The sequence below is a fragment of the Streptomyces sp. NPDC025806 genome (assembly GCF_055558275.1).
Window position 1 is genome coordinate 283,268 of sequence record NZ_JBVHMU010000006.1, and the last position, 23,908, is coordinate 307,175.

Below are 23,908 nucleotides of genomic sequence, written 5' to 3' on the forward strand. Positions count from 1 at the left end.
GAAGGAAATCTAACGGGTCGTCAGAAACTGCGGGAAGGGGCCGGGCGTGGGGAACTTCTTGGCTGGCAAGGTCGTGGCCGTCACCGGAGCGGGCCGGGGCATCGGGCGGGCCGTTGCGCTCGCCTGCGCCGAGCAGGGCGCGAAGGTGATCGTCAACGACTACGGGGTGTCCATCGAGGGCGGTGAACCCACCTCCGAGGTGGCGCTCGGGGTGGTCAAGGAGATCGAGGCGGCCGGCGGCACCGCCGTCGCCGTCGCCGACGACGTGTCCACGATGGCGGGCGGCCAGCGGATCGTCGACGTGGCGATCGAGGAGTACGGGCGGCTCGACGGCGTCGTGTGCGTGGCCGGGATCCTGCGCGAGCGGATGCTGTTCAACATGTCCGAGCAGGAGTGGGACCCGGTCGTCGCCACCCACCTGAAGGGCACCTTCACCGTCTTCCGCGCCGCGTCCGCGGTCATGCGCAAGCAGGGGACCGGCACCCTCATCGGGTTCACCAGCGGCAACCACCAGGGTTCCGTCGCGCAGGCCAACTACAGCGCGGCCAAGGGCGGCATCATCTCGCTCGTGCGCAGCGCCGCCCTCGGCCTCAACAAGTACGGGGTCACCGCGAACGCCGTCGCCCCCGTCGCCCGTACCCGCATGTCGGCCAACGTGCCGATGGAGCTCAAGGAGATCGGCGAGCCCGAGGACGTGGCCGCGCTCGTCGTCTACCTGCTCAGCGAGCGGGCCCGCGAGGAGAAGATCACCGGGCAGGTCTACACCGTCGCCGGACCGAAGATCGCCGTGTGGGCCCAGCCGCGCGAGCTGCGCGCCGGGTACGCCGACGGGCCGTGGACGCCCGAGAAGATCGCCGACTTCCTGCCCGGGACCGTCGGCACCGACCCGATGCCGATGCTCGCCAAGCTCGAGGAGATGGCGCGGGCCGCGGCGGCCAAGGAACGGCCCAACCAGTAGACCCACCCTCGTGAGGAGGCGGTGACGGCGTGGAGTTCGGGTTCGGGGACGGGGACGAGGCCTTCCGGCAGGAGGCGCGGAGCTGGCTGGAGGAGCATCTCGTCGGCCGGTTCGCGGCCGCCGTGGGGCGCGGAGGACCGGGCAGTGAGCACGAGGGCGGCGCCGAACGGCGCGCCTGGGAACGCGAGTTGGGCGAAGGTGGCTGGATCGGCCTCGGCTGGAGCGCGTCCGGGTACGGCAACCGAGTCGCCTCGCTGACCGAGCAGGTCGTGTGGGCGGAGGAGTACGCGCGGGTCCGGGCGCCGGGCCGCTACGGCCACATCGGCGAGAACCTCCTGGCCCCCACCCTCCTCGCGTACGGAACCGAGGAGCAGCGGCGCCGGTACCTCCCGCCGATCGCGCGCGGCGAGGAACTGTGGTGCCAGGGCTACAGCGAGCCGGGCGCCGGCTCCGACCTCGCCTCGCTGCGCACCACCGCGGTGCGCGACGCCGACGGACGCTGGCGGGTCACCGGGCAGAAGGTGTGGACCTCGCTCGCGCACGAGGCCGACCGGTGCTTCGTGCTCGCCCGCACCGAGCCGGGCTCGCGCCGCCACCACGGCCTGTCGTTCCTGCTCGTCCCGATGGACCAGCCGGGCCTGATCGACGTACGGCCGATCCGGCAGCTGACCGGCACCAGCGAGTTCAACGAGGTGTTCTTCGAAGGGGCGCTCGCCGAGGACCTCGTCGGCGAGGAGGGCGGCGGCTGGCGGGTCGCGATGGGGCTGCTCGGCTTCGAGCGCGGGGTGTCGACGCTCGCCCAGCAGATCGGCTTCGCCGAGGAACTGCGCGAGGTGACCCGCACCGCCGTGAAGTCCGGCGCGGTCGACGACCCGGTGATCGCGGACCGGCTCGTACGGCTGTGGGCCGAACTGCGCACCATGCGCTGGCACGCGCTGCGCACCCTCGGCGGCGCCGACGACGCCGGGGCCGCGGGTGCGCCCAGTGTCGCCAAGCTGCTGTGGGGCGGCTGGCACCAGCGGCTCGGCGAGCTCGCGCTGTCCGTGCGCGGGCCCGCGGCGGCCGTCGGGCCCGCCGACTGGTCGCCGGAGCGGCCCTACGAACTCGACGCGCAGCAGCGCCTGTTCCTGTTCACGCGGGCCGACACCATCTACGGCGGCTCCGACGAGATCCAGCGCAACATCATCGCCGAGCGCGTGCTCGGGCTACCGAAGGAAAGGCCCTAGGGAGGCGTCATGCGGGGTGTGGTGTTCGACGGCGAACAGGCCGTGGTGGTCGACGACTTGGAGGTACGCGACCCGGGGCCGGGGGAGGTGCTCGTCAAGGTCGCGGCGGCGGGGCTGTGCCACAGCGACCTGTCGGTGATCGACGGGACGATCCCGTTCCCGAGGCCGGTCGTGCTCGGGCACGAGGGCGCCGGGGTCGTGGAGGCGATCGGGGCCGGGGTGACGCACGTGGAGCCCGGCGACCACGTGTCGCTGTCCACGCTCGCCAACTGCGGGGCCTGCGCCGAGTGCGACCGGGGCCGGCCCACGATGTGCCGCAAGGCGATCGGGATGCCGGGCCGGCCGTTCTCGCGCGGGGACAAGAAGCTGTTCCAGTTCGCGTCGAACTCGGCGTTCGCCGAGCGGACCGTCGTCAAGGCCGTCCAGGCGGTGAAGATCCCGAAGGAGATACCGCTGACCTCGGCCGCGCTCATCGGCTGCGGCGTCCTCACCGGCGTCGGCGCGGTCCTCAACCGGGCCCGGGTCGACCGCGGCGACTCCGTCGTCGTCATCGGCACGGGCGGCGTCGGTCTCAACGTCCTCCAAGGGGCCCGGATCGCGGGCGCGTTGAAGATCGTCGCCGTGGACACCAACCCGGCGAAGGAGGAGGTCGCCCGGCAGTTCGGGGCGACCGAGTTCCTCACCGACCTGGCGCAGGTGCGCGACGTGCTGCCCGACGGCGCCGACCACGTCTTCGAGTGCGTGGGTCACGTCGGGCTGATCCGGGCCGCGATCGACCTCCTCGACCGGCACGGGCAAGCCGTCCTCCTCGGCATGCCGGCCGCCGACGCCGAGGCCACCTTCGTGCCCGCCCAGCTCTTCCTCGACAAGTCGGTCCTCGGCTGCCGCTACGGCTCCTCGCGCCCCCAGCGCGACATCCGGCTGTACGCGGACCTGTACGCCGAAGGGCGGCTGCTGCTGGACGAGTTGGTGACCCGCACCTACCCGGTCGAGGACTTCGCCAAGGCGGTCGAGGACGCCGAGGCGGGCCGTGTCGCACGCGGCGTGCTGACCTTCTGACAGTGCCCCCGGGTGGCCTGGACCTTCTTCCGTGCCCGGGGCTGCTCGCCTATCGTGAAAGGACGGTGGGCGGGCCGGGGGCCCGTCCCTGGAGACGGGGGTACGCGATGGCGACGGTCCTGGTCCTGTTCGGAGTGCTCGGCCTCGTGGCGGGCCTGCTGATGTGGAAGATCGTGCGGCGCCGCAGCATGACGGAGACCGCGGAGGGCCTGCGCATCGAGCAGGACAGCCGCGTTCAGGCGGTCGGCAACAAGTATCAGTACAACGCGTTCGCGCAGCACAACACGATGCCGAACATCGGGGACTACCGCCCCAGGAGGTGATCCCGGCCTCCGCCGGCGGCGCCCGTCGCGCGGTGGAAGGTGCGGCGGTACGCGGTCGGGGTCACGCCGAGCGCGGCCTGAAGGTGCTGGCGCATCGACTGGGCCGTGCCGAAGCCCGACTCCCGCGCGACCTGGTCGATGCCCAGGTCGGAGGTCTCCAGCAGGTGCCGGGCGCGCTCGACGCGCTGCCCGGTCAGCCACTGGCCGGGGCTCACCCCGACCTCCTCGCGGAAGCGCCGGGTGAACGTGCGCACCGACATGGACTCCTGCTCCGCCATGTCCCGCAGCTGGATCGGCTCGTGCAGCCGGGCCAGCGCCCAGGCGCGCGCGGCGGTTGTGGAGGCGAGGCCCGGCTCGGGCACCGGCCGGTGCACGTACTGGGCCTGGCCGCCGTCGCGGTGCGGCGGCACGACGGTGCGCCGGGCCACGTCGTTGGCGACGGCCGCGCCGTGGTCGCGGCGCACCAGGTGCAGACACAGGTCGATGCCGGCGGCGACCCCGGCCGAGGTCAGCACGTCCCCGTCGTCGACGAACAGCACGTCGGCGTCCACCCGCACCGCCGGGAACATCCGCTGGAACGCCTCCGCGTCCGCCCAGTGCGTCGTCGCGGGCCGCCCGTCGAGCAGGCCGGCCGCCGCGAGCACCCAACTGCCGGTGCAGATCGACACCATGCGCGTACCGGGCCGTACGTGGGCGAGGGCCGCGGCCAGCTCGGGCGTGAGCCGCCCCTCCTCGTAGACCGGCCCCAGCTCGTACGAGGCCGGGACGATCACCGTGTCCGCCGAGGCCAGCGCCTGCGGCCCGTGCTCCACGAGGATCGCGAAGTCGGCGTCCGTCATCACCGCGCCCGGACCGCGGACGCCGCAGGTCAGGACCTCGTACAAGGGCTCGCCCGCGGCGGTGCGGGCGCGGCCGAAGATGCGCTGCGGGATGCCCAGCTCGAACGGGATGACCCCGTCGAGGGCCAGGACGACGACACGGTGCCGGTCAGCGGTCATGGCCCGATCCTAGCGAAGGATGGCATTCGGGCCACTCGATCGGCGGGGCGCGCTGCCGCAGGCTCTACCCCGTGACGACGACTACGCAGAACTCCGCGGCCCCCGGCAGGGCCGCCTCCGGTGGCGGCAGCGCACCCTTCTGGGCCTGGGCCGTGGCCGCGGTCACCTTCGTGACGATCATCGGCGCCGCCGCCTTCGCCTCGCTGCCCGGACTGCTCATCGAGCCGCTCCACGCGGAGTTCGGCTGGTCCCGCGGCACGATCGGCTTCGCCGTGTCCGTGAACCTCGCCCTCTACGGGGTCACGGCGCCGTTCGCCGCCGCGCTCATGGACCGCTTCGGCATCCGCAGGGTCGTCGCGGTGGCGCTCACCGTCATCGCGGCCGGATCCCTGCTCACCGTGTGGATGACCGCCGCCTGGCAACTCGTCCTGTGCTGGGGGGTGTTGGTGGGCCTCGGCAGCGGCTCGATGGCGCTCGCCTTCGCGGCGACCGTCACCAACCGCTGGTTCGTGGCCCGGCGCGGGCTCGTCACCGGCATCCTCACCGCGGCCGGCGCCTCCGGCCAGCTCGTCTTCCTGCCTCTCCTCTCCTGGATCGTCACCCGGCACGACTGGCGTCCGGCCGCCGTCACCGTCGCGCTCGCCGCGCTCGCCGTCGTCCCCTTCGTGTGGCTGCTCCTGCGGGACCACCCGGCCGACGTGGGCGTGAAGCCGTACGGGGCCGAGGCGTTCGTGCCGAAGCCGGAGCCGGTGCGGGGGGCCGCTCGGCGGGCCGTCGGGGTGCTCGCCCGGGCCGCGCGCACCGGGCCCTTCTGGCTCCTCGCCGGGACCTTCGCGATCTGCGGCGCCTCGACGAACGGGCTCGTCAAGACGCACTTCGTGCCCGCCGCGCACGACCACCACATGCCGGTCACCGCCGCGGCCTCGCTGCTCGCCGTCATCGGGGTCTTCGACGTCGTCGGCACGATCGCCTCCGGCTGGTTCACGGACCGGTTCTCGGCGCGGCGGCTGCTGGCCGTGTACTACGCGCTGCGCGGCGTCTCCCTGCTCTTCCTCCCGATGCTGCTCGCCCCGTCCGTCCACCCGCCGATGCTGTTCTTCATCGTCTTCTACGGGCTCGACTGGGTCGCCACCGTGCCGCCGACCATCGCGCTGTGCCGTGAGCACTACGGCGAGGACTCGGCGATCGTCTTCGGCTGGGTCCTCGCGTCCCACCAGGTGGGAGCGGCGGTCGTGGCGTTCCTGGGCGGCGTGGCCCGGGACGTCTTCGGCTCGTACGACGTGGTCTGGTACGCGTCGGGGGGCCTGTGCGCGGTCGCGGCGCTGATGGCGCTGGTGATTCGTCGGGGGGCGGGGGAGCCTGTGCGGGCTGTGTGAGTTCGGGGCGGTGCCGCCGTAGGGGCTGACGATCGCCGCCGGGTGCCGCCCGGTGGCTCCGTCTCGCGCAGTTCCCCGCGCCCCTGAAGGGCACACTCCGTGCGCCCCCCCAGGGGCAGTTGGTCGCACCTGAATCGTCGGCGGCCGCGGGCCCGGTGGGGGCTGGTCGCGCAGTTCCCCGCGCCCCTGAAATGCATGGCGCTTCGCGCCGCATTTCCCCGATGGGGCGGCGCCCCTATGGAGATCGCGCACGAAGTGCGTATCTCCAGGGGCGCGGGGCTGTGTCCGATCAGCGACTCCGTCGCGGGGCGCGACCGGCAAGCCCCTGGGGCGCACGGAGTGTGCCTTCAGGGGCGCGGGGAACTGCGCGATCAGCCACGACGGCGCAGCAGTCGGGCGACGGCCGGGCGTGGCAGTCACCCAAGGGGCGCGGGGCTAGGGGGCCGGGCGGAAAGCGGAGCGGAAGGTCGCTGGGGTCGTGGTGGTGCGTTGGGTGAAGTACTTGACGAAGTTGCTGGTGTCGAGGAAGCCGAGGCGGGTGGCGATCTGGGAGACGGGGTCGTCGCTGTGGGCGAGGAGGCGTTTGGCCTCCAGGACGACGCGGCGGTCGATGAACTCCTTGGCCCCGACGCCGGAGGCGTCGAGCGCGGCCCGGGTCAGGGTGCGGGGCGCGTAGCCGAGGGTGCGGGCGTAGTGCCCGACGTCCCGGGCCCGGGTGTAGTCCCGCTCGACGGCGGCCCGGAACCGCTGGAAGGTGTCCGCGTGCTCGGGGCTCGTGGTGGCTGACGGCGCGGCCAGATGGGTCAGGCGCAGCAGGAGCACGGCGAGCAGGCGCTGGAGGATCGCCGCGCGGGTGTGCTCGGGCAGGCCGGTGGCGCGGTACTCGTCCGCGAGATGGCCGAGGGCCTGGTCGAGGGGGGCGGCGTCCTCGCCGGCGGTCTGCCACAGGGCGCGGCCGAACGGGTCGTCGAGATGGACGTCCGCCGCGGTGGCGGGGTCGAGGACGTCGGGCCGGAACAGGACGAGCGTGCCGGACGCCGTGCTGAGGTCGCCGAACCGCTGTACCTGCCCGGGCCGCACCCACAGCCAGCCGCCGTCGGTCAGGTCGTGGTCCGCGAAGTCGACCATGTGCGACAGCCGCCCCCGGCGCACGGCGAGCAGCAGGTGGAACTCGGGGCGCTGCGGGTGCCCGGCCCCCTCGGCGTCCCGGACGGCTTCCGGGCCGCCGCGCAGCATGCGCTCGCGCAGTTCGGCGATCGTCAGCACCTCGATCCCGGCCGCGGCGGCCGGCGGCGGGGCGTAGGCGATCTCCTGGATCGCGGCATGTCCGTTTTTCACCATGGCCTGACCTTGCCGTACCTGGGCGGAAACCCTCGGGGTCCCTATGTTTGATGTGGGAGAAGGCGAGGGGACGGTCGGCAGGCCGTCCAGCGTCTCTCCCGAGATCGATGACTGACTTCTACCACGCAGCTTCGGAGTATTGCCATGACGAACATCGCTGTCCTCGGCGCCAACGGCACCATCGGTTCCGCCATCGTCCGCGAGGCGCTGGAGCGCGGCCACACCGTCACCGCGGTCGTCCGTGACCCCGCCAAGGTGACCGAGCGCCACGCCGACCTGACCGTCGTCACCGGCGACGCCCTCGACGCCCGCTCGGTGACCGCCGTCGCGAAGGGTCAGGACGTCGTCGTCAGCGCGGTGGGCGGCGGTGACGGCCCCGGCCACATCGCCACGATCAAGCCCTCCGCCGTCGCTCTCACCGAGGGTCTGCGCGCCCTCGGCGAGCATGCCCCGCGGCTGGTCGCGGTCGGCGGCGCCGGCTCGCTGCGCACCCCCGACGGCAAGCAGGTCTGGGACGCCCCGGGTCTCCCCGGCTTCCTGCTGGAGATCATGCACGCCCACGGTGACGCCCTGGACCACTACCGGACCGTCACCGACGTCGACTGGACCAACATCAGCCCCGCCGCCCACATCGCCCCCGGCGAGCGCACCGGCGGCTACCGCACGGCCCTGGAGGACCTCGTCACGGACGCGGCCGGCGAGAGCGCCGTGTCGGTCGAGGACTACGCCGTCGCCGTTCTCGACGAGATCGAGACGCCCCGCCACCGCGGGCAGCGCTTCACCGTCGGCTACTGACCGGCCCCGGGCCGCGCCCTCAGTCGGCGAGGGTCGCGAAGCGGCCCTGGTGGAACAGGAGCGGGGCGGCGCCCTCGGCGCCCGTGCCCAGGGATGTGACGCGGCCGACGACGATCAGGTGGTCGCCCCCGGTGTGCACCGCGTGGATCACGCAGTCGATCCAGGCGGCGGCGCCGTCCAGGCGCGGGGAACCGGAGACGGGCGCCGCGTCGTACGCGACCCCGGCGAACTTGTCGGCCCCGCTGACCGCGAACCCGCGGCACAGCTCGCCCTGGTCGGCCGCCAGCACGTTGACGCAGAAGACGCCCGCGCGGGCGATCCGCGGCCAGGTCGTCGACGTACGGGCGACCATGAACGCCACGAGCGGCGGGTCCAGGGACAGTGAGGCGAAGGACTGGCAGGCGAACCCGGCGGGCTGCTCGCCGGGCGCGGTGACGATCGTGACCCCGGACGCGAAGGATCCGAGCACGCGCCGGAACTCCGCGGGATCCACGGGCGCCCGCTCGTCGTCGCGGACCGCCCGCAGGTCGGGGCGGGGCAGCGGCTCGACCGGGGCCGCGGTGGGGGCGCCGACCGACCTGAGGTACCGGACGACGGTGGCCGCCATCCCTGCGTGTCCCATCATGTTTTTCATTGAAGCTGACGGTGCGTCAGATGGGAAGGGGTGCGACGGGCCCGGAGGACGGCTCGCGTAGGTTCCCGGACATGGGGTGGGAGAAGAAGGAGCCGGGCGCGGCCGGCGACGCCGAGCTGATGGCCGCCGCGTGCACGCTTCAGCTGCCGGTCGCGGGCGCTCTGGCGATGGTCGCGGCCTTCGACGACAACACCTACGGCCAGGGCTTCAACAGCATCGGCCTGGCCTGCGTGATGATCTTCGCGCCGATCGTGCTGCCGTTCCTCGGCTGGTTGCAGTGCGCCGTGCAGGCACTCCCCGCGCTGGCGCTCGGCGACGTCCTGGCCGCCCGCGTCCCCGGCCCCCGTCGGCGCGCCCGCACCCTCGCCGTACTCCTGGTCGCCGCCGCCTGGGCCGTACTGCCCACCGCCCTCGGCCTTTCCTCGTACGCGACGAACCTCCTGGCCTGCGCCGCCTTCTGCGCCTTCCCCGTGTACGTCGCCACCCGCCCGTGGCGGTGGGTGCGGCGCCGGCTGCGGATGTGGGCCACCGGCCTGTTCGGCGGCGGACTGCTCGCCGTGCTCACCCTCCTCGCCGGAGCCGTCGCCCAGGGCGTCGGGCTCCTGCCGGTGTACGAGCCGCCCGTGCTCACGCGCGGCGAGCTGGTCGCCGAGTGGCGCGACGCGGACGACGGCGCCGCGCTGCGCCTGGACGCCGACGGCCGGGCCCGGCTGACCCGGCTCCCGGCCGAGGACCTGTTCGCGTCGGCCGAGCCGGGCGACCCCGAGTTCTCCCGCTGCACCGGCACCGGCACCTGGTCCCGGCGGGCCGGGGACGCGTCCGGGGGCGCCGGTGTCGAGATCGAGGTGCCCGCCTGCACCAACATCACCCTGCGCTGGACCATCGGCGGCACCCGCGAGGACCCCGAGCTCTACGTCCTGTTCGGCGACCCGGACGCGGGCGACCTCCACATCCTCACGCGTCGCGCGAGGTAGGCCGGTTCACCGTCCCTCGTACGTCGCCGAGCGGCGCTCCACGAAACTGGCGACGCCCTCCTGCGCGTCCCGCGTCCCCATGTTGAGCTCCTGCGCGACCGCCTCCGCCGCGAAAGCCGCCGCCCGGTCGCTGTCCAGGGACGCGTTCACCAACTGCTTGGTCAGGGCCAGCGCCCGGGTCGGGCCCGTCGCGAGCCGCTCCGCCCAGGCGCGGGCCGTCTTCGCCAGCTCCTCGTCGGGCACGATCCGGTTGACCAGCCCGAGCCGCTCCGCCTCCGCGGCCGGCAGCGCGTCGCCGAAGAACATCAGCTCCTTGGCGCGCTGCGGGCCGATCAGCCGGGGCAGCAGATAGGCGCCGCCCCCGTCCGGCACCAGACCGCGCCGCACGAACACCTCGATGAACCGCGCCGACTCGGCGGCGAGCACGAGGTCGCAGGCGAACGCGAGATGGGCGCCGATCCCGGCCGCCGTGCCGTTCACCGCAGCGATCACCGGCTTCTCACAGTCCAGGACCGCCGCGATCAGCCGCTGCGCACCCCGCTGGATGGTCCGCGCGATGTCCCCGGTGACCCGCTCCCGCGTCTCGGCCGGGCCGCCGCGCAGATCGGCGCCCGCGCAGAAGCCCTTGCCGGTGGCGGTGAGGACGACGGCGCGCACGTCCGGGTCGGCGGAGGCGTCCGCGAGCAGCGCGATGACGCGCTCGCGCTGGTCCCAGGTGACGGCGTTCATCGCCTCGGGCCGGTTGAGCGTGATCCAGCAGACCCCGTCCTCGAAGCGGTGCAGAACGGTCTCGGCGACGGTCTCGGTCATGGTGCGACTCTCCGTTCGTGGGTTCGGCCCCTACAGCCCGTCCGGCGCTTGAGGACGAGGCCGAAGGCCGACAAGGGGGGTCTGGGGGCGCAGCCCCCAGGGACGGGACGGGAAGGGGCGGCGGGGGCGATTCACCTCACGGGACGTGTCTCACGGGACGTGCCTCACGGGGCGTGTCCCGCGGGACGCACCCCACGGGACGCACCCCCCGGGGACGCACCCCACGGGACGCGTCCCCGGGCCGGCCCACCCCTCACCGGCACACGGCAAGCGCGTCCAACGCCACCGCCCCCTGCCCGCGCGGCAGCACCATCAGCGGGTTGATGTCCAGCTCGGCCAGGTCGTCGTGCAGCTCCAACGCCATCCGCTGGACCCGCAGGATCACCTCCACCAGCGCGTCGACATCGGCCGGCGGAGCCCCCCGCACCCCGTCGAGCAGCGCCCGCCCGCGCAGCTCCCCGAGCAGCGCCCGCGCCTGGTCCTCGCCGAACGGCGGCACCCGTACCGCCGTGTCCTGGAGCACCTCCACGAGGACCCCGCCGAGCCCCACCGTCACGGTCGGCCCGAACAGCTCGTCGTGCGTGACGCCGACGACCATCTCGACGCCGCGCTCCACCATCTGGCACACCAGGACCCCGTCGAGGTCGATGCCCTCGTAGCGGGCGATGTCGGTCAGCTCGCGGTACGCGTCCCGCACCTGACTCGCGGACGTCAACCCGACCTTCACCAGGCCCAGTTCGGACTTGTGGGCGAGCTGCGGCGCCGACGCCTTCATGACGACCGGATAGCCGACGAGCGAGGCCGCGCGCACCGCCGCCGCCGCGCTGGTCACGAGCTGCTCGCGCGGCACCCGGATCCCGTAGGCGCGCAGCAGTTGCTTGGCCGCGTGCTCACTGAGCTGCTTGCCGGGCCGCATCAGGGCCTGCGCCTTGCGGAAGGACGGGGACGGGGTGCGCGGCGCGTCCTCGAACGGCGAGCGGTAGGAGGCGGTGAAGCGGTGGTGCTCCAGGTGGGCGCGGACGGCGGTGACGCAGTTGGCGAACGTACGGAAGGTCGCGACCCGCGACGAGCCGAGCAGCGTCTCGCGGTACGCGTCCTCGGTGCCGACCGGCGATCCCCAGATGACGCACACCAGCTTGTCGGTCTGCTCGGCCGCGTCCACGAGGTCCTGCGCCAGCTTGTCGCTCATCGGCGGGAACGGGCCGGTGATCGGGCAGATCAGCACGCCGACGGACGGATCGGCGAGGATCGCGTCGATGATCTTCCGGCCGCGCCAGTCGCCCACCGGGTGCCCGCCGTTGTCGACGGGGTTCGAGACGTTCAGGTACTCCGGTATCCACTGGTGCAGTTCGGCCTGCTTGGCCTCGGACAGCACGGGCAGGTTCAGCCCGCCCGCCGTCGCGAGGTCGGAGAAGTGGGCGCCGGTGCCGCCGGAGATCGAGTACACGACGACCCCGTCGGCCTTCGGCGGCCTGGCCCGCGCCAACAGCGCGGCGGTGTCCTGGAGTTCGTCGAGCCCGTCCACGCGGATCACGCCGAACTGCCGCATCGCCGCGTCCACGACGGTGTCGGCGCCGGTCAGCTTGCCGGTGTGGGAGGCGGCGGTACGGGCGCCGGTCTCGGTGCGCCCCACCTTCACGGCGACGACCGGCACCTTGGCGCGGGCGGCCCGGTCGGCGGCGAGCAGAAAGGACCGCCCGTCCTTGAGGCCCTCCACGTAGCAGGCGATGGCGCCGACCTCGGGCCGCTGGGAGAAGTACGAGATGAAGTCGGAGGTCTCCAGATCCGCCTCGTTGCCCGTCGGCGCCCAGTGCGAGAGCCGGATGCCGAGCTCCTGGAGGGTGAAGACGGGGCGGCCCTGGTGTCCCGACTGGGTGATCAGCGCGATGGCCGGCCCGTCGAGGTCCTCGCGGAACTTCTCGAAGGCGTTGAGGTTGGTGTTCGGGCCGAGCAGCCGGAGCCCGGAGCGGGCCACGGCCTCGGCGAGCCGCTCCTGCGCGGCGGCGCCCTCCTCGCCCGTCTCCGCGAACCCGGAGGCGAAGGCCACGGCGAACTTCACCTTCGTGTCGGCGAGTTGCTCGATGACGGGGAGCGGGTCCCCGACGAGGAGAACCGCGAGGTCGACCTGCTCGGGCAGCTCGGCGACGGTCGGCACGCAGTCGAGGCCGAACACGCTCTCGCGGGTCGGATGCACCGGGTGGAGCCGGGCGCCGACCCGCTCCGCCCAGGCCATGAGCTGCCGGGTGATCCCGGTGTTGGGCCGCCCTTCGGCGTCCGAGGCACCGACGACCGCGACGGACTCGGGCCGGAAGAACCGGTCCAGGTCCGGCACGTCGGCGCTCAGCGGGCGCCCGCTGACGTCGGCGTCGTCGGCTCCCGCCCTGCCGTGGACGGCGGGGCCGGGCTGTTCCCCGCAGGCGATCACGCGGGCCCGGCGGGAGTCGGTGGTCAGGGTGCCGTATGTCGATCCAAGCATCGTCCGCCCGCTCCTGTGAGGTTGGCCGGTGGCGCATGGCCGCTGCAAAAACCAATAGCTGACGCTTAGTCAGATTACTCAACTGACACTGTGTCAGGAACAGGGCTGCAGGCAAAGGCTGGGGCGGATGTGTGGCGCCTGCTCAGGGATGCGCCGGGCGGTGGTGCTCCAGGACGGCCGTGAGCAGGCGGACGAGGTCGTCCCGCTGGTCCGTGCCGAGCGGTGCGAGCAGCTCGCTCTGGGCGTCGGTGATGAGCGCGTCGAGCCGCTCCAGGCGGCGCCGCCCCGCCTCGGTGAGCGTGATGACGTTGCGCCGGCGGTCGGCGGGGTCGGGCTCGCGGCTCACGCAGTCGGTGTCCGACAGCTCGTTCAGGACGGCGACCATGTCGCTGCGGTAGATGCCGGTGCGGCGGCTGAGCTCGGCCTGGCTCGCGGGGCCGCCCTCGGAAAGTGCGACGAGCACGGCGAAGTGCCACTTGTGCGCGCCCTCGGCGGCCAGGCGCTCGCCGACCAGCCGGTCCGCCACGGCCGAGGCTCCGGCGAGGAGGCGGCTGGGGATGGCGCGCAGCCGGCCGGGGGTGTGCTCGGGGGTCGGGCTCATGGGGCCTCCGCTTCCGCCGCTCTCTCGGGTCTCGGCTCTCGCCCCCCGACTCTTGCGTTAGTGACACTAACAGTCTAGCTTCATTAGTGGCACGAACGTTAGAGCCACTAATGAAGCTTCCGGGAGTGATGGCGAGTGAAGACCGTGATCAAGCCGTTCCGTATCGACGTCCCGCAGGCCGCCCTCGACGACCTGGCCGACCGCCTGGCCCGCACCCGCTGGCCCGACGAGCTCGCGGACGCCGGATGGGACTACGGCTTCCCGCTCGCCCGGCTGAAGGAGCTCGCCGAGCACTGGCGCACCCGCTACGACTGGTGCGCGCACGAGGCGCGGCTCAACGAACTGCCGCACTTCGTCACCGAGATCGACGGCCAGGACATCCACTTCGTCCACGTACGGTCCGCGAACCCGGACGCGCTCCCGCTGGTCCTCACGCACGGCTGGCCCGGCTCGTTCCTGGAGTTCCTCGACGTCATCGAGCCGCTGTCCCGGGACTTCCACCTCGTCGTCCCGTCGATCCCGGGCTATGGCTTCTCCGGGCCGACCCACGAGCGCGGCTGGGGCGCCGAGCGGATCGCGCGGGCCTGGGCCGAGCTGATGGACCGGCTCGGGTACGACCGCTACGGCGCCCAGGGCGGGGACTTCGGCGCCGGGATATCCCTCGCCCTCGGCGGGGTCGCCCCCGACCGGGTCGTCGGCGTGCACGTCAACTACCTGCCGACCCGGCCCGACCCGGAGGCCGGCCTCACCCTGTCCGCGCGCGACGAGGCCCGCCTCGACAAGGTCCGGCAGCTGATGGCGAACCGGCCGCCCTATCAGGCGCTCCAGGCCCTCACCCCGCAGACGATCGGCTACGCGCTGACCGACTCGCCCGTCGGCCAACTCGTCTGGATCGCCGAGCGGTTCGCCGCCTGGACCGATCCCGCGACACCGGTCGACGACGAGCGGATCCTCACCGACGTGTCGCTGTACTGGCTCACCGCCACGGCCGCCTCCTCGGCGCGGCTGCACCACGACGCGGGGCGCGGCGCGAAGCTGCCGTGCCCCGTGCCGGTCGGTGTCGCCGTGTTCGCGCACGACATCACACAGTCGGTGCGGCCGCTGGCCGAGCGGCTGTACGACGTCGTGCACTGGTCGGAGTTCGAGCACGGCGGGCACTTCGCGGCGATGGAGGTGCCGGAGCCGTTCGCGCGGGACGTCCGGGAGTTCTTCCTCGCGCGGGCGCTCGCCCGGGAGTCCGCCGACGAGTTCGCCCGCGCGTGACGACCCCGCCGGGTCAGCGCCCGCGCCCGCCGTACGCTGGATCGGCGCCCACCCGTCGGGCGATGCGCTCCGCGTCCCGGGCGATCTCGCGCAGCATCCCGCTGATGGGGTTCGTGTAGCCCTGGAAGTACAGGCCCGGGGCGTCCGGGAGGGTGCGGGCGCCCTGTGTGCGGGGGCGGCCCGTCGCCGGGTCGAGGACGCCGAGGTGGCCGAGCAGTGGTTCGAGCCCCTGCCGGTAGCCCGTCGCCGCGATCACCGCGTCCGGGGTGACGCGGGTGCCGTCCGCGAGGACCACCGCGTCGCCGTCGAAGGACTCGACCGCCGCGACCGGTTCGACCGTGCCGGCGCGCACGGCGTCGATCAGGCCCACGTCCTGCACCGGGATCGCGCCCTCGCGCACCCGCGTGTACAGGCCGGTGTCCGGGCGCGGCAGCCCCTTCTCGCTCAGGTCCGGGACGCTGAGCTTCGCCAGGGGGGCGGCGAGCCGGTCGACCAGGCCGACCGGGAGGCGGCGGCACAGGATGCCGGTGCGCTGGGCGGGCCAGCCGAGCGTGGAGCGGCGCACGAGGTGCGGGGCGGTGCGCACGGCGAGCCGGACGCGGGCGGCGCCGCCCTCCGCGAGGTCGACGGCGATCTCGGCGCCGGTGTTCCCGACGCCGACGACGAGCACGTCCTGACCGGCGTACGGGCCCGGGGCGCGGTACTCGGCGGCGTGCAGGATCGTGCCGCCGTACGTGGCGGTGCCGGGCCACTCGGGCAGGCGCGGGGTGTGGTTGTGCCCGGTCGCCACGATCACGGTGGCGGCGCGCAGTTCGCGCCCGCCGGTCGCGCGCAGCACCCAGCCGGAGCCGTCCTCGGCGCGGTCGAGCCGGGTGACCTCGACGCCGGTGACGACCTCCAGGTCGTGGTGCTCGGCGTACTTCTCCAGGTAGCGCAGCACGTCGTCGCGGGCGACCCAGCGGCCGAAGCGGCGCGGGATCGGCAGTCCGGGCAGGCCGGACAGGCGGCGCGTGGTGTGCAGGTGGAGGCGGTCGTAGTGGGTGCGCCAGGAGGCGCCGACCCGGTCCGACTTCTCCAGCACCACGGCCCGGACGCCGTGCGCCTTCAGGCTCGCGGCCGCGGCGAGTCCGCCGGGGCCGCCGCCGATGACGTACACGGGTGGCCGTTCGTGGCTGCGGGCCGGAGGGGGAGTGGGGGCGGTCATGTGATCGGAGCGTAATCGCGCCTTCACTTGATGGGTCTCGGTCAAGAGGGGAATCGGTTGCGAATCGATCACGGTCCGTGGGTGAAGGCGGTGGAGGAGTGGGGGAGGGGGTGCGGGAAGAGGCGGTGAAGGTGCGGGGAAGGGGGTGGTGCGCGGGCTTCGGCGCGTACGGACTCTTGCGGGCGGGCCGCGCCATGCGCTGAACTGACGGTCCGTCAGGAAATGTGGAGTGGCGGAGCGGGCGACGCGGGGAGCGACATGGACGCGATAGGGCTCAGCGGGGCCGAATGGCTCGCGGTGCTGCGCATCGGCCTCGGCCTGTGGTGGCTGGAGAGCTGGCGGCACAAGGACAAGAAGGGCTGGTTCGAGCGGGGGACCGGGATCGCCTGGGCCGCCGACGTCGCCGGCAAGCACAAGTGGAACGCGGTGCGCAGCGGCTTCGACGTGGTCGTCAAGCCCCGACCCAAGACGATGGCGTACGTCGTCGTGTACGCCGAACTCGCCCTCGGGCTCGGTCTGGTCGTCGGATTCCTGGCGCCGATCGCGCTGGTGGGCGGCCTGCTGCTCAACCTCCTGTACCTCGTCCTCATGATCCACGACTGGGCCGAGCAGGGGCAGAACGCGATGATGGGCCTGATCTCGCTCGTCGCGCTGTTCGCCGTGTCCTGGCAGACCTGGTCCCTCGACCACGCGATCGGACTCTTCTCATGACGGCCCCCGCCGCACCCCGCTTCGACCTGCCCGAACCCGACGCCTTCACGCGCCCCTTCTGGGACGCGGCGGCGGATGGCCGCCTCTTGGTGCGGCACTGCGCCGCCTGCGACCGGTCCCACCACTACCCGCGCGAGTTCTGCCCGTACTGCTGGAGCGAGGACGGGAGCTGGCGGGAGGCGAGCGGCCGGGCCACGCTCTACACATGGTCCGTCGTGCACCGCAACGACCTGCCGCCCTTCGGTACGCGCACGCCGTACGTCGCCGCCGTCGTCGACCTCGCGGAGGGGCCCCGGATGATGACCGAGGTCGTGGAGTGCGCGGAGGCGGATCTGCGGGTGGGGATGGAGCTGGAGGCCGCGTTCCGGGACACGGGGGCGGGGTTCTCGGTGCCGGTGTTCCGGCCCGGGGTGTGACGCGGATCGAGGCTGGGGCGGGCGTGAGGGGGTGCGGGACCGGCGCCGGAGCGTAAACCCCGTGGCCGGGTTCGCGGTGGTCCGCCATGATGCCGCATGGCCTCAGCATCGACAGAGTCGTCGTTTCCTCACCCGTGGTCCGGCTGGTGGCTGACCCGGGACCCGGCGGAGTTCGCGGAGCGCGCGGGGGACTTCCTGCGCGCCGACCCCGCCCTGCACACCGTCGCCCTCAGCGTGATCGCGGCACAACTGGCGCAGGACCGGCCGAGCCCCGGCGCGTCCTTCGGCGTGTGGCCGGGCGCCGACGGGAGCTGCGCCGGGTACTTCTTCTGGACGCCGCCGCAACTGCCGTACGCCGTGCTGCCCGGCCCCGAGGCCGCGCACGCCCTCGTCACCCTGCTCGGGGACGCGCTGCCGGACCAGCCGATGACGGGGGTGAACGGGACGGAGGAGACGGCCGCGGTCGTCGCCGAGGCGTGGCGCGCGCGGCACCCCGAGGGGCGGGCCGAACGCATCATGGCGCAGCGGCTGTTCCGGCTCGCGGACCTGACCCCGCCCGACCCGCTGCCGCCGGGGCGGGCCCGGCCGGCCGGGAAGGCGGACCGCGAACTGGTGGTCCGCTGGTTCCTGGAGTTCGCCGACGACGCGCACATCGGCGGTCAGACGAGCCGGGAGCAGGCAGAGGAGTGGGTCGACAACCGGCTCTCCTACCAGGGCGTGCTGCTGTGGGAGGCCGAGGACGGCACGCCCCTGTCGATGGCCGGCGTCACCCGCCCCGCCGCCGGAAGCGTGCGCGTGGCCCCGGTCTACACGCCGCGCGAGTTGCGCGGACGCGGGTACGCGGGGGCGGTGACGGCGGAGATCAGCCGGGCGGCGCGGGACGCGGGCACCCCCGAGGTCCTCCTCTTCACGGACCTGGCCAACCCCACCAGCAACGCGCTCTACCAACGCCTCGGCTACCGCCCCGTACGGGACTTCGCGGTCTGGGAGTTCACGGCGGGGGACGTCAGGGCCACAGCAGCTCCTTGACCCAGCGGTCGCCTTCCCGCCGGTACCGCAGTCGCACGTGCCGTCGCCGGGCGTCGCCCTGAAAGAACTCCACCTCGTCCGGCAGGAGTTCATAGACGGTCCACGACGCGGCGACGGCACCGGGCTCCCGCCGGGCCCGCTCCCAGGCGGCGTCGGAAGCAACCTCCAACTCCTCGTAACTGTCCAGCACTTCACTCTGATGCCCCACGAGGGCGGAGGCGAGGGCGCCGGTGGACCGGGCGTGCAGATCGGCCTGCGCCTCGCCCTCCGTCCCGGTTCGCACGCCCCCGCGGACCCGCACCTGCCGCCCCTGCACGGGCCAGTAGAACCCCAGCGCGGCATACGGCGTCCCGGCCAACTGCCGCCCCTTCGCACTCCCCGCGTGCGAGGCGAAGCGCCACGCACCCTCATCGACCCCGTGCAGCATGACGACCCGCACGTCGGCGTGCCCGTCGGCGTCGGTGGTGGCCAGCGAGGGCGTGTGCGGCTCGACCTGCCCGGCCGCGACCGCCGCACCGAACCACTCGGCGAAGAGCGCGACGGGTTCATCGGGCGCGGACGCGGTGTCGAACACGGGCAACTCGGTGTCCCAGACCCGGAGGGAGCGCAGGAGGGTGTCGATGGAGGGGGCTTCGTTGTCCATGGGGCAATTGTGGCGCCCGTGTACGTCAGGGGCTGGAAATGTGAATAAACCGGGCATAAGCTCGGCTCTGGGCGCGGTCGCGCCGCAGGAATGGTGGCGCCGCGCGAACGCCGGAGCACGGCCGCTGACGCACGCACGCGCGCGGCCCGGGGGTACTGAACGAAACGCCACAAAGGCTCGCATCATGAGTCCGCACGACAAGACCCGCAAGCAATGGACCGCCCCGCAATGGCGAAGCGCGACTGATCCCACCGCCGCTTCCCGGCCTACGGCACCGGAGTTCGGCCCCCCACCTCCGCCTTGGCAGCCGTCGCAGCCCGCCACTGTGCAGCTTCCAGCGCAGCCCCCTGTCGCGGGGCCGCAGCCGGCCGCTGAGCAGCCCCGGCCGCCGGCCCCGGTCGCACCGCCGCAACAGGCCGCCCCGGCCCGCCGCAAGCACCGCTGGTTCATGTGGTTCTTCCTGGCGGTGCAGGTGGTCTTCCTGCTCTGGGTGATCTTCGGTGCGCGTTCGGGCGCCGGCACCCCCTCGGACTGCGGCACTCTGGACACGGAGACCTGCAACGACGCCCAGAACACCGGAACGGCCATCGCGGTATGGCTCGTGATCGTGCTCTGGGCCGCCACCGACTTCATCCTCGGCATCACCTACCTGGTGATCCGGCTCGCCCGCCGCCCCTGACGACGAACGCACGGCATCGGGAGCGCAGATGAGGAAACAGATCGTGGCCGCGGGGGTCCTCGCGGCGGCCGCCTGGCCGGCGGTGGAGCCGGGTGTGGTCCTGGCCCAGCCCGCGCCGGCGGCTCCCACCGTCAAGGTCAAGTACAAACACCTCACCGCTCGCGAGTGGGCGCTGATCGCCAAGGACCCCGAGGCGCACACTTGGGAGCATTACATCGTCTACGGGGTCGTGACCCAGTCCGACGCCGCCACCGGCGCGGAGATGATCCTCGCCGACGTCGACGGCGTGCGGCACGCCGAGACCTACGAGTACCCGACCAACACCGTGCTCGACGGCCGCGCGTCCGACTTCGCGAAGGTCGTGGAGGGCGACACGTTCATGGCGAAGGTGGAGGTCACCGGTTCCCTGACCTACGACACCCAGGCAGGCGGCGAGACGACGGCCCCCGACCTGCACGCCGACTCCATCAAGGTCTTGGTGCCGGCGCCGTAGCGCGGGTGGAGATCGCCCCGCTCCCACGCCGTCACGCCACGGTGTACTCCGTGTCCCCGAAATCGGCGACGACGCGGAGCTCGCCGCCGAGTGCCCGCACGTAGGACCGGAGCGTGGCGACCTCGGTGCGGTCGATCTCCCCGTGTTCGATGGCGGAGATCCTGGGTGTGGAGACTCCCATGGAGTCGGCGATGTCGCGCTGGGTGAGCTCCTGGTCGCGACGGATCTCCGCGAGCCGGTAGGCCCTGACCTCGGCGATGAGGTGGTCCATGGCCACCTGCTTCTCCTCGGCGGACCGTACGGGCAGACCGGCGGCGCGGCGCTGCTCCTCGGCGCGCCGCTTGACCTCTTCCCAGCTGACGGTGCTCATTCGTACTCCCTCGAACTCAGCTCGGCGACGTGGTCGTGGTATCGCTGGACGGCGACGGGGATGTTGGTGTTGTACCAGCTCCGCCAGTTTCCGGCCTTGTCGCCCGCGACCAGGAGGACGGCCCTGCGGATCGGGTCGAAGCCGAAGAGGATCCGGATCTCGCTCCCTCCGCAGGAGCCGGGCCGCAGCTCCTTCAGATGGTGCAGGTCCGATCCCTGGATCCGGTCGACCAGGGGGCGACCGAGCGTCGGGCCGTACGCGGCCAGGGTGTCGATGGCGTCTTCCACCTGGTCCGCGGTGGCGAGGTCGGTCTTGATCAGTTCTTCGAACCAGGCCGCCACCTCGGCGACGAGGATCACTTCCCATTGAGCCATGGCGCGGAAGTTAATGCAAGTGTTAACCCCGTCGGTGCAGATCGGCTCGTGATCACTCGATGGGGTGCGGGACGCCGCGCCTCCGCGCGCTCAGTCCCGCCCCAGAATCACCGTCCCCGAAGAGCAGAACCAGCCCCCCGTGCCGGACGCCACCGCCAGTGCCGGCGGGCTGCCGTCCGGGCGGTGGACCTGGTGGTCCCCCGCCTCGCCGCGCAGTTGCCGGACCGCCTCGACCATGAGGAACAGGCCGCGCATGCCGGGGTGCTGGGCGGAGAGGCCGCCGCCGTCGGTGTTCGTGGGGAGTTCGCCGTCGTGGCGGAGGCGGCCCTTCTCGACGAAGGCGCCGCCCTCGCCCTTGGCGCAGAAGCCGAGGTCCTCCAGGGTCACCAGGGTCATGTAGGTGAAGGCGTCGTAGATCTCGGCGATGTCGATGTCGTCGGGGGTGACGCCGGCGCGTGCGAAGGCCAGGCGGCCGCTGACGGCGGCGGGGGAGACCGCGAAGTCGTCCCACTCGGACATCGTGGTGTGCGAGACGTGCTCGCCGGTGCCGAGGACCCAGGCGGGCCGCTTCGCGCAGTCGGGGAGGAGGTCCTCGGCCACGAGCAGGATCGCCGCGCCGCCGTCGGAGCGGATGCAGCAGTGGAGCTTGGTGAAGGGGTCGGCGATCATCGGGCCGGAGAGGACGTCGTCGACCGTGATCGGGTCGCGGAACATGGCGTCGGGGTTGCGGGACGCGTTCTGCCGGGCCTGGACGGCGACCTGGGCGAGCTGGTCGAGCGTCGTGCCGTATTCGTGCATGTGGCGGCGGGCTGCCATCGCGTACTTGGCGATGAGCGAGTGCCCGTACGGGACCTCGAACTGGAGGGGGCCGCGGGCGCCGAAGGAGAGGTTCGAGGTGCGGCGCTTCGCCTTGATGTCGGCCCGGGCGGTGGAGCCGTAGACGAGGAGGACCGCGCGGGCGTGCCCGGCGGCTATCGCGTCCGCGGCGTGCGCGGCCATGACCTCCCAGGTCGAGCCGCCCACGGAGGTGGAGTCCACCCAGCGGGGTTTGAGGCCGAGGTACTCGGCGACCTCGATGGGCGCGAGCGTGCCGAGGCCGGCGCTCGCGAAGCCGTCGACGACGTCGGGGGTGAGCCCCGCGTCGGCCAGTGCCCGGCGGGCCGCCTGCGCGTGCAGGGCGTACGGGGTGGCGTCGTCCACGCGTCCGCAGTCGGACAGGGCGACTCCGGCGACGGCCACCCTGCGCCCGGCCGTGCCGCTGCCACCGTTCCTGTCGATCGTCCCAGTCAGCATGAATCTGACGGTACATCAGATTCCGTGATCCGCCCCCTCCCGGGGTCTGGGCATGCGCGCCCCGCGGTCCTAATATGACGGCCCGTCAGAAAGGGAGCCCGCATGGACGCCAGGTTCACCGAGGAACAGCAGCAGATCCGCCGCACGCTGCGCGAACTCATCACCGAACGCTGCACCCCGGACGACGTCAAGACCGCCACCCGCACGCCGTCCGGCCACGACCTCGCCCTGTGGAGCGCGCTCGGCAAGGAACTGGGCCTGCCCGGGCTCGCGCTGCCCGAGGCGCACCGCGGGGTGGGCGCGAGCGTCACCGAACTCGCCCTCGCGGAGGAGGAGCTGGGCCGCGCCCTCGCGCCGACCCCGCTCCTCGCGACCAGCGGCGTCGTCGCCCCGCTCGTCACCGCGCTCGGCACCGAGGACCAGCGCGCCGCCGTCCTGCCGCGCATCGCCGACGGCGCCCTCACCGCCGCGCTCGCCGTCCCCGGCACCGGCCTCGCCACCGCCCTCGGCCTCGTCGCCGACAACGCGGGCGACTGGTCCGGCGGCGGCCGGGCCGGCGGGGTCCAGGCCACCCGCTCCGAGGCCGGCTGGCGCCTGTACGGGCAGGCCGACCAGGTCCTCGACGGACACAGCGCCGACCTGCTGCTCGTCGCCGCGCACACCGGCGGCTTCGCCCGCTCCCGCACCCTGCTCTTCCTGGTCCGCGCGGGCGCCGAAGGCCTCGTCCGCACCCGGCAGACCGCCCTCGACGAGTCCCGCCCCCAGGCCCGCGTCGAACTGCGCGACGTGGAAGCCGAGTTGCTGGGCGAGCAGGACGCCGACGTGACCGCCGCGCTCACCGCCACCGGCGACACGGTCGCCACCCTCGTCGCCGCCGAGGCCGTCGGCGCCGCCGACCGCGCCCTGGAGCGGACGGTCGCCTACGTCAAGGAGCGCGAGCAGTTCGGCCGCCCCGTCGGCTCCTTCCAGGCCGTCAAACACCGCCTCGCCGACGTCTACGTACAGGTCCAGGCGGCCCGCTCGGCCGCCTACTACGCCGCCTGGGCGGCCGGCACCGGCACCGAACGGGCCGGCGGGCTCGCCCTCGCGCAGGCCCTCGAAGCCCTGCGCACCTCCGCCGCCGAGGCCGTCCAGCTGCACGGCGGCATCGGCTTCACCTGGGAGCACGAGGCCCACCTCTACGTGAAGCGCGCCACCGGCGACGAGCTGCTCTTCGGGCCCGTGCACCTGCTGCGGGCCCGCGCCGCGCAGTCCGCCGCCCTGTTCGAGGCGGGCGCGGAGGTGGCCGTCTGATGGCCCCCTCCGCCACCGCGACCCGGATCGTCCAGAAGGTGTCCTCGACCCGGACCTTCGCCCGGATCGCCCCGCACGTCATCCCCGTCATGGACCGCGCCGTGCACCGCCTCACCCGCGGCAAGGTGCTGCTCAGCGCGCGGATGCTGCCCGGCGTCATCCTCACCGCGCGCGGCGCGAAGAGCGGGCTGCCCCGGCGCACCCCGCTCGCCTGCATGCCGGAGGAGGAACGGGACGGCTGGCTGCTCATCGGATCGAACTTCGGGCGCCCCGGCCACCCCAACTGGACCGCGAACCTGCTCGCCCACCCGGACGTCGAGATCAACTGGCGCGGCAAGGACGTCCCCGTCACCGCACGGCTGCTCGCGGGGGAGGAGCGCGCCGAGGCCTGGACGGCCGCCCTGCGCTTCTGGCCGCCGTACGCCGCCTACCAGGCCCGGATCGACCGCGAGATCAGGCTCTTCCGCCTCGAACGCAGATGAACCGGTCATCCCTGCGCCAAGGCAACGGCGGCGGTCCACGCGCCGAGCACGTGAACCGCCGCCGTACGACAGGAAAAGGCGCGGAAG

General features: G+C 73.2%; 26 protein-coding genes. 15 read left to right on the top strand and 11 right to left on the bottom strand.

What is annotated here, in order from left to right; genetic code table 11:
- The first annotated feature begins 46 nt into the window (after positions 1-46).
- The 4 genes from ACZ4E1_RS16765 to ACZ4E1_RS16780 all read left to right on the top strand — a co-directional run bounded on the left by ACZ4E1_RS16765 (position 47) and on the right by ACZ4E1_RS16780 (position 3,566).
- The gene (locus ACZ4E1_RS16765; protein WP_467539840.1) at positions 47-958 is read left to right on the top strand and encodes an SDR family oxidoreductase; all 912 of its coding nucleotides are present in this window, start codon (positions 47-49) and stop codon (positions 956-958) included.
- Between the two features lie 29 nt (positions 959-987).
- A complete protein-coding gene (locus ACZ4E1_RS16770) occupies positions 988-2,184 on the top strand; it encodes an acyl-CoA dehydrogenase family protein (protein ID WP_467539841.1) in 1,197 nt (398 codons plus the stop codon).
- 9 nt (positions 2,185-2,193) lie between these two features.
- On the top strand, positions 2,194-3,243 hold the full coding sequence (locus tag ACZ4E1_RS16775) for a Zn-dependent alcohol dehydrogenase (protein ID WP_467539842.1): 1,050 nt from the start codon (positions 2,194-2,196) through the stop codon (positions 3,241-3,243).
- Positions 3,244-3,350: 107 nt separating this feature from the next.
- The gene (locus tag ACZ4E1_RS16780) at positions 3,351-3,566 is read left to right on the top strand and encodes a hypothetical protein (protein WP_467539843.1); all 216 of its coding nucleotides are present in this window, start codon (positions 3,351-3,353) and stop codon (positions 3,564-3,566) included.
- On the opposite strand, the gene ACZ4E1_RS16785 is transcribed toward ACZ4E1_RS16780, so the two are convergent.
- Positions 3,548-4,564 (bottom strand): GlxA family transcriptional regulator, encoded by a 1,017-nt coding sequence (locus ACZ4E1_RS16785; RefSeq protein ID WP_467539844.1) that lies wholly within the window; start codon positions 4,562-4,564, stop codon positions 3,548-3,550. The genes ACZ4E1_RS16780 and ACZ4E1_RS16785 overlap by 19 nt on opposite strands.
- A gap of 71 nt (positions 4,565-4,635) precedes the next feature.
- Between ACZ4E1_RS16785 and ACZ4E1_RS16790 the strand changes: the two genes are divergently transcribed.
- The gene (locus ACZ4E1_RS16790; protein WP_467539845.1) at positions 4,636-5,940 is read left to right on the top strand and encodes an MFS transporter; all 1,305 of its coding nucleotides are present in this window, start codon (positions 4,636-4,638) and stop codon (positions 5,938-5,940) included.
- Between the two features lie 435 nt (positions 5,941-6,375).
- On the opposite strand, the gene ACZ4E1_RS16795 is transcribed toward ACZ4E1_RS16790, so the two are convergent.
- Positions 6,376-7,281, bottom strand: a complete 906-nt coding sequence (locus tag ACZ4E1_RS16795) for a helix-turn-helix transcriptional regulator (protein ID WP_467539846.1) — start codon at positions 7,279-7,281, stop codon at positions 6,376-6,378.
- Positions 7,282-7,425: 144 nt separating this feature from the next.
- Here ACZ4E1_RS16795 and ACZ4E1_RS16800 point away from each other — a divergent pair, with 144 nt between their 5' ends.
- On the top strand, positions 7,426-8,076 hold the full coding sequence (locus ACZ4E1_RS16800) for an NAD(P)-dependent oxidoreductase (protein WP_467539847.1): 651 nt from the start codon (positions 7,426-7,428) through the stop codon (positions 8,074-8,076).
- Positions 8,077-8,095: 19 nt separating this feature from the next.
- Here the strand turns inward: ACZ4E1_RS16800 and ACZ4E1_RS16805 are convergent, their stop codons facing one another.
- Positions 8,096-8,698: a flavin reductase family protein gene (locus ACZ4E1_RS16805; RefSeq protein WP_467539977.1), complete on the bottom strand. Its 603-nt coding sequence runs from the start codon at positions 8,696-8,698 to the stop codon at positions 8,096-8,098.
- 83 nt (positions 8,699-8,781) lie between these two features.
- Between ACZ4E1_RS16805 and ACZ4E1_RS16810 the strand changes: the two genes are divergently transcribed.
- Complete coding sequence (locus ACZ4E1_RS16810) at positions 8,782-9,684, top strand: hypothetical protein (protein WP_467539848.1); 903 nt, start codon at positions 8,782-8,784, stop codon at positions 9,682-9,684.
- A 6-nt stretch (positions 9,685-9,690) separates the two neighbouring features.
- On the opposite strand, the gene ACZ4E1_RS16815 is transcribed toward ACZ4E1_RS16810, so the two are convergent.
- From ACZ4E1_RS16815 to ACZ4E1_RS16825, 3 genes are all read right to left on the bottom strand, one after another.
- A complete protein-coding gene (locus ACZ4E1_RS16815) occupies positions 9,691-10,494 on the bottom strand; it encodes an enoyl-CoA hydratase/isomerase family protein (protein WP_467539849.1) in 804 nt (267 codons plus the stop codon).
- 253 nt (positions 10,495-10,747) lie between these two features.
- Positions 10,748-12,970, bottom strand: a complete 2,223-nt coding sequence (locus ACZ4E1_RS16820) for an acetate--CoA ligase family protein (protein WP_467539850.1) — start codon at positions 12,968-12,970, stop codon at positions 10,748-10,750.
- A gap of 142 nt (positions 12,971-13,112) precedes the next feature.
- The gene (locus ACZ4E1_RS16825) at positions 13,113-13,571 is read right to left on the bottom strand and encodes a MarR family winged helix-turn-helix transcriptional regulator (RefSeq protein WP_467539851.1); all 459 of its coding nucleotides are present in this window, start codon (positions 13,569-13,571) and stop codon (positions 13,113-13,115) included.
- A 144-nt stretch (positions 13,572-13,715) separates the two neighbouring features.
- Here ACZ4E1_RS16825 and ACZ4E1_RS16830 point away from each other — a divergent pair, with 144 nt between their 5' ends.
- Positions 13,716-14,834, top strand: a complete 1,119-nt coding sequence (locus ACZ4E1_RS16830) for an epoxide hydrolase family protein (protein ID WP_467539978.1) — start codon at positions 13,716-13,718, stop codon at positions 14,832-14,834.
- A gap of 13 nt (positions 14,835-14,847) precedes the next feature.
- On the opposite strand, the gene ACZ4E1_RS16835 is transcribed toward ACZ4E1_RS16830, so the two are convergent.
- Positions 14,848-16,038 (bottom strand): flavin-containing monooxygenase, encoded by a 1,191-nt coding sequence (locus ACZ4E1_RS16835; protein ID WP_467539852.1) that lies wholly within the window; start codon positions 16,036-16,038, stop codon positions 14,848-14,850.
- A gap of 258 nt (positions 16,039-16,296) precedes the next feature.
- On the opposite strand from ACZ4E1_RS16835, the gene ACZ4E1_RS16840 reads away from it, so the two are divergent.
- From ACZ4E1_RS16840 to ACZ4E1_RS16850, 3 genes are all read left to right on the top strand, one after another.
- Complete coding sequence (locus ACZ4E1_RS16840; protein WP_467539853.1) at positions 16,297-16,749, top strand: DoxX family protein; 453 nt, start codon at positions 16,297-16,299, stop codon at positions 16,747-16,749.
- Positions 16,746-17,165, top strand: coding sequence for a Zn-ribbon domain-containing OB-fold protein (locus ACZ4E1_RS16845; RefSeq protein ID WP_467539854.1), 420 nt, complete (start codon positions 16,746-16,748; stop codon positions 17,163-17,165). Before ACZ4E1_RS16840 ends, ACZ4E1_RS16845 begins: the two co-directional genes overlap by 4 nt.
- 96 nt (positions 17,166-17,261) lie before the next feature.
- Positions 17,262-18,194: a GNAT family N-acetyltransferase gene (locus ACZ4E1_RS16850; RefSeq protein WP_467539855.1), complete on the top strand. Its 933-nt coding sequence runs from the start codon at positions 17,262-17,264 to the stop codon at positions 18,192-18,194.
- On the opposite strand, the gene ACZ4E1_RS16855 is transcribed toward ACZ4E1_RS16850, so the two are convergent.
- Positions 18,172-18,837 (bottom strand): pyridoxine/pyridoxamine 5'-phosphate oxidase, encoded by a 666-nt coding sequence (locus ACZ4E1_RS16855; RefSeq protein WP_467539856.1) that lies wholly within the window; start codon positions 18,835-18,837, stop codon positions 18,172-18,174. The genes ACZ4E1_RS16850 and ACZ4E1_RS16855 overlap by 23 nt on opposite strands.
- 325 nt (positions 18,838-19,162) lie before the next feature.
- Between ACZ4E1_RS16855 and ACZ4E1_RS16860 the strand changes: the two genes are divergently transcribed.
- Both ACZ4E1_RS16860 and ACZ4E1_RS16865 read left to right on the top strand, forming a co-directional pair.
- Entirely contained in the window at positions 19,163-19,516 is a 354-nt protein-coding gene (locus ACZ4E1_RS16860) for a hypothetical protein (RefSeq protein ID WP_467539857.1), read from the top strand.
- A gap of 28 nt (positions 19,517-19,544) precedes the next feature.
- Positions 19,545-20,009 (top strand): hypothetical protein, encoded by a 465-nt coding sequence (locus ACZ4E1_RS16865; protein ID WP_467539858.1) that lies wholly within the window; start codon positions 19,545-19,547, stop codon positions 20,007-20,009.
- A 31-nt stretch (positions 20,010-20,040) separates the two neighbouring features.
- On the opposite strand, the gene ACZ4E1_RS16870 is transcribed toward ACZ4E1_RS16865, so the two are convergent.
- The 3 genes from ACZ4E1_RS16870 to ACZ4E1_RS16880 all read right to left on the bottom strand — a co-directional run bounded on the left by ACZ4E1_RS16870 (position 20,041) and on the right by ACZ4E1_RS16880 (position 22,046).
- Positions 20,041-20,379, bottom strand: a complete 339-nt coding sequence (locus ACZ4E1_RS16870; RefSeq protein WP_467539859.1) for an XRE family transcriptional regulator — start codon at positions 20,377-20,379, stop codon at positions 20,041-20,043.
- On the bottom strand, positions 20,376-20,753 hold the full coding sequence (locus tag ACZ4E1_RS16875; RefSeq protein ID WP_467539860.1) for a type II toxin-antitoxin system RelE/ParE family toxin: 378 nt from the start codon (positions 20,751-20,753) through the stop codon (positions 20,376-20,378). The genes ACZ4E1_RS16870 and ACZ4E1_RS16875 overlap by 4 nt, the downstream gene beginning before the upstream one ends.
- Positions 20,754-20,843: 90 nt before the next feature.
- The gene (locus ACZ4E1_RS16880; protein ID WP_467539861.1) at positions 20,844-22,046 is read right to left on the bottom strand and encodes a thiolase C-terminal domain-containing protein; all 1,203 of its coding nucleotides are present in this window, start codon (positions 22,044-22,046) and stop codon (positions 20,844-20,846) included.
- 102 nt (positions 22,047-22,148) lie between these two features.
- Between ACZ4E1_RS16880 and ACZ4E1_RS16885 the strand changes: the two genes are divergently transcribed.
- Positions 22,149-23,339 carry an acyl-CoA dehydrogenase family protein gene (locus ACZ4E1_RS16885; RefSeq protein WP_467539862.1) on the top strand — a complete coding sequence of 397 codons (1,191 nt, stop codon included), beginning with the start codon at positions 22,149-22,151 and terminating at the stop codon, positions 23,337-23,339.
- A complete protein-coding gene (locus tag ACZ4E1_RS16890) occupies positions 23,339-23,821 on the top strand; it encodes a nitroreductase family deazaflavin-dependent oxidoreductase (RefSeq protein WP_467539863.1) in 483 nt (160 codons plus the stop codon). Before ACZ4E1_RS16885 ends, ACZ4E1_RS16890 begins: the two co-directional genes overlap by 1 nt.
- Positions 23,822-23,908: the final 87 nt, after the last annotated feature.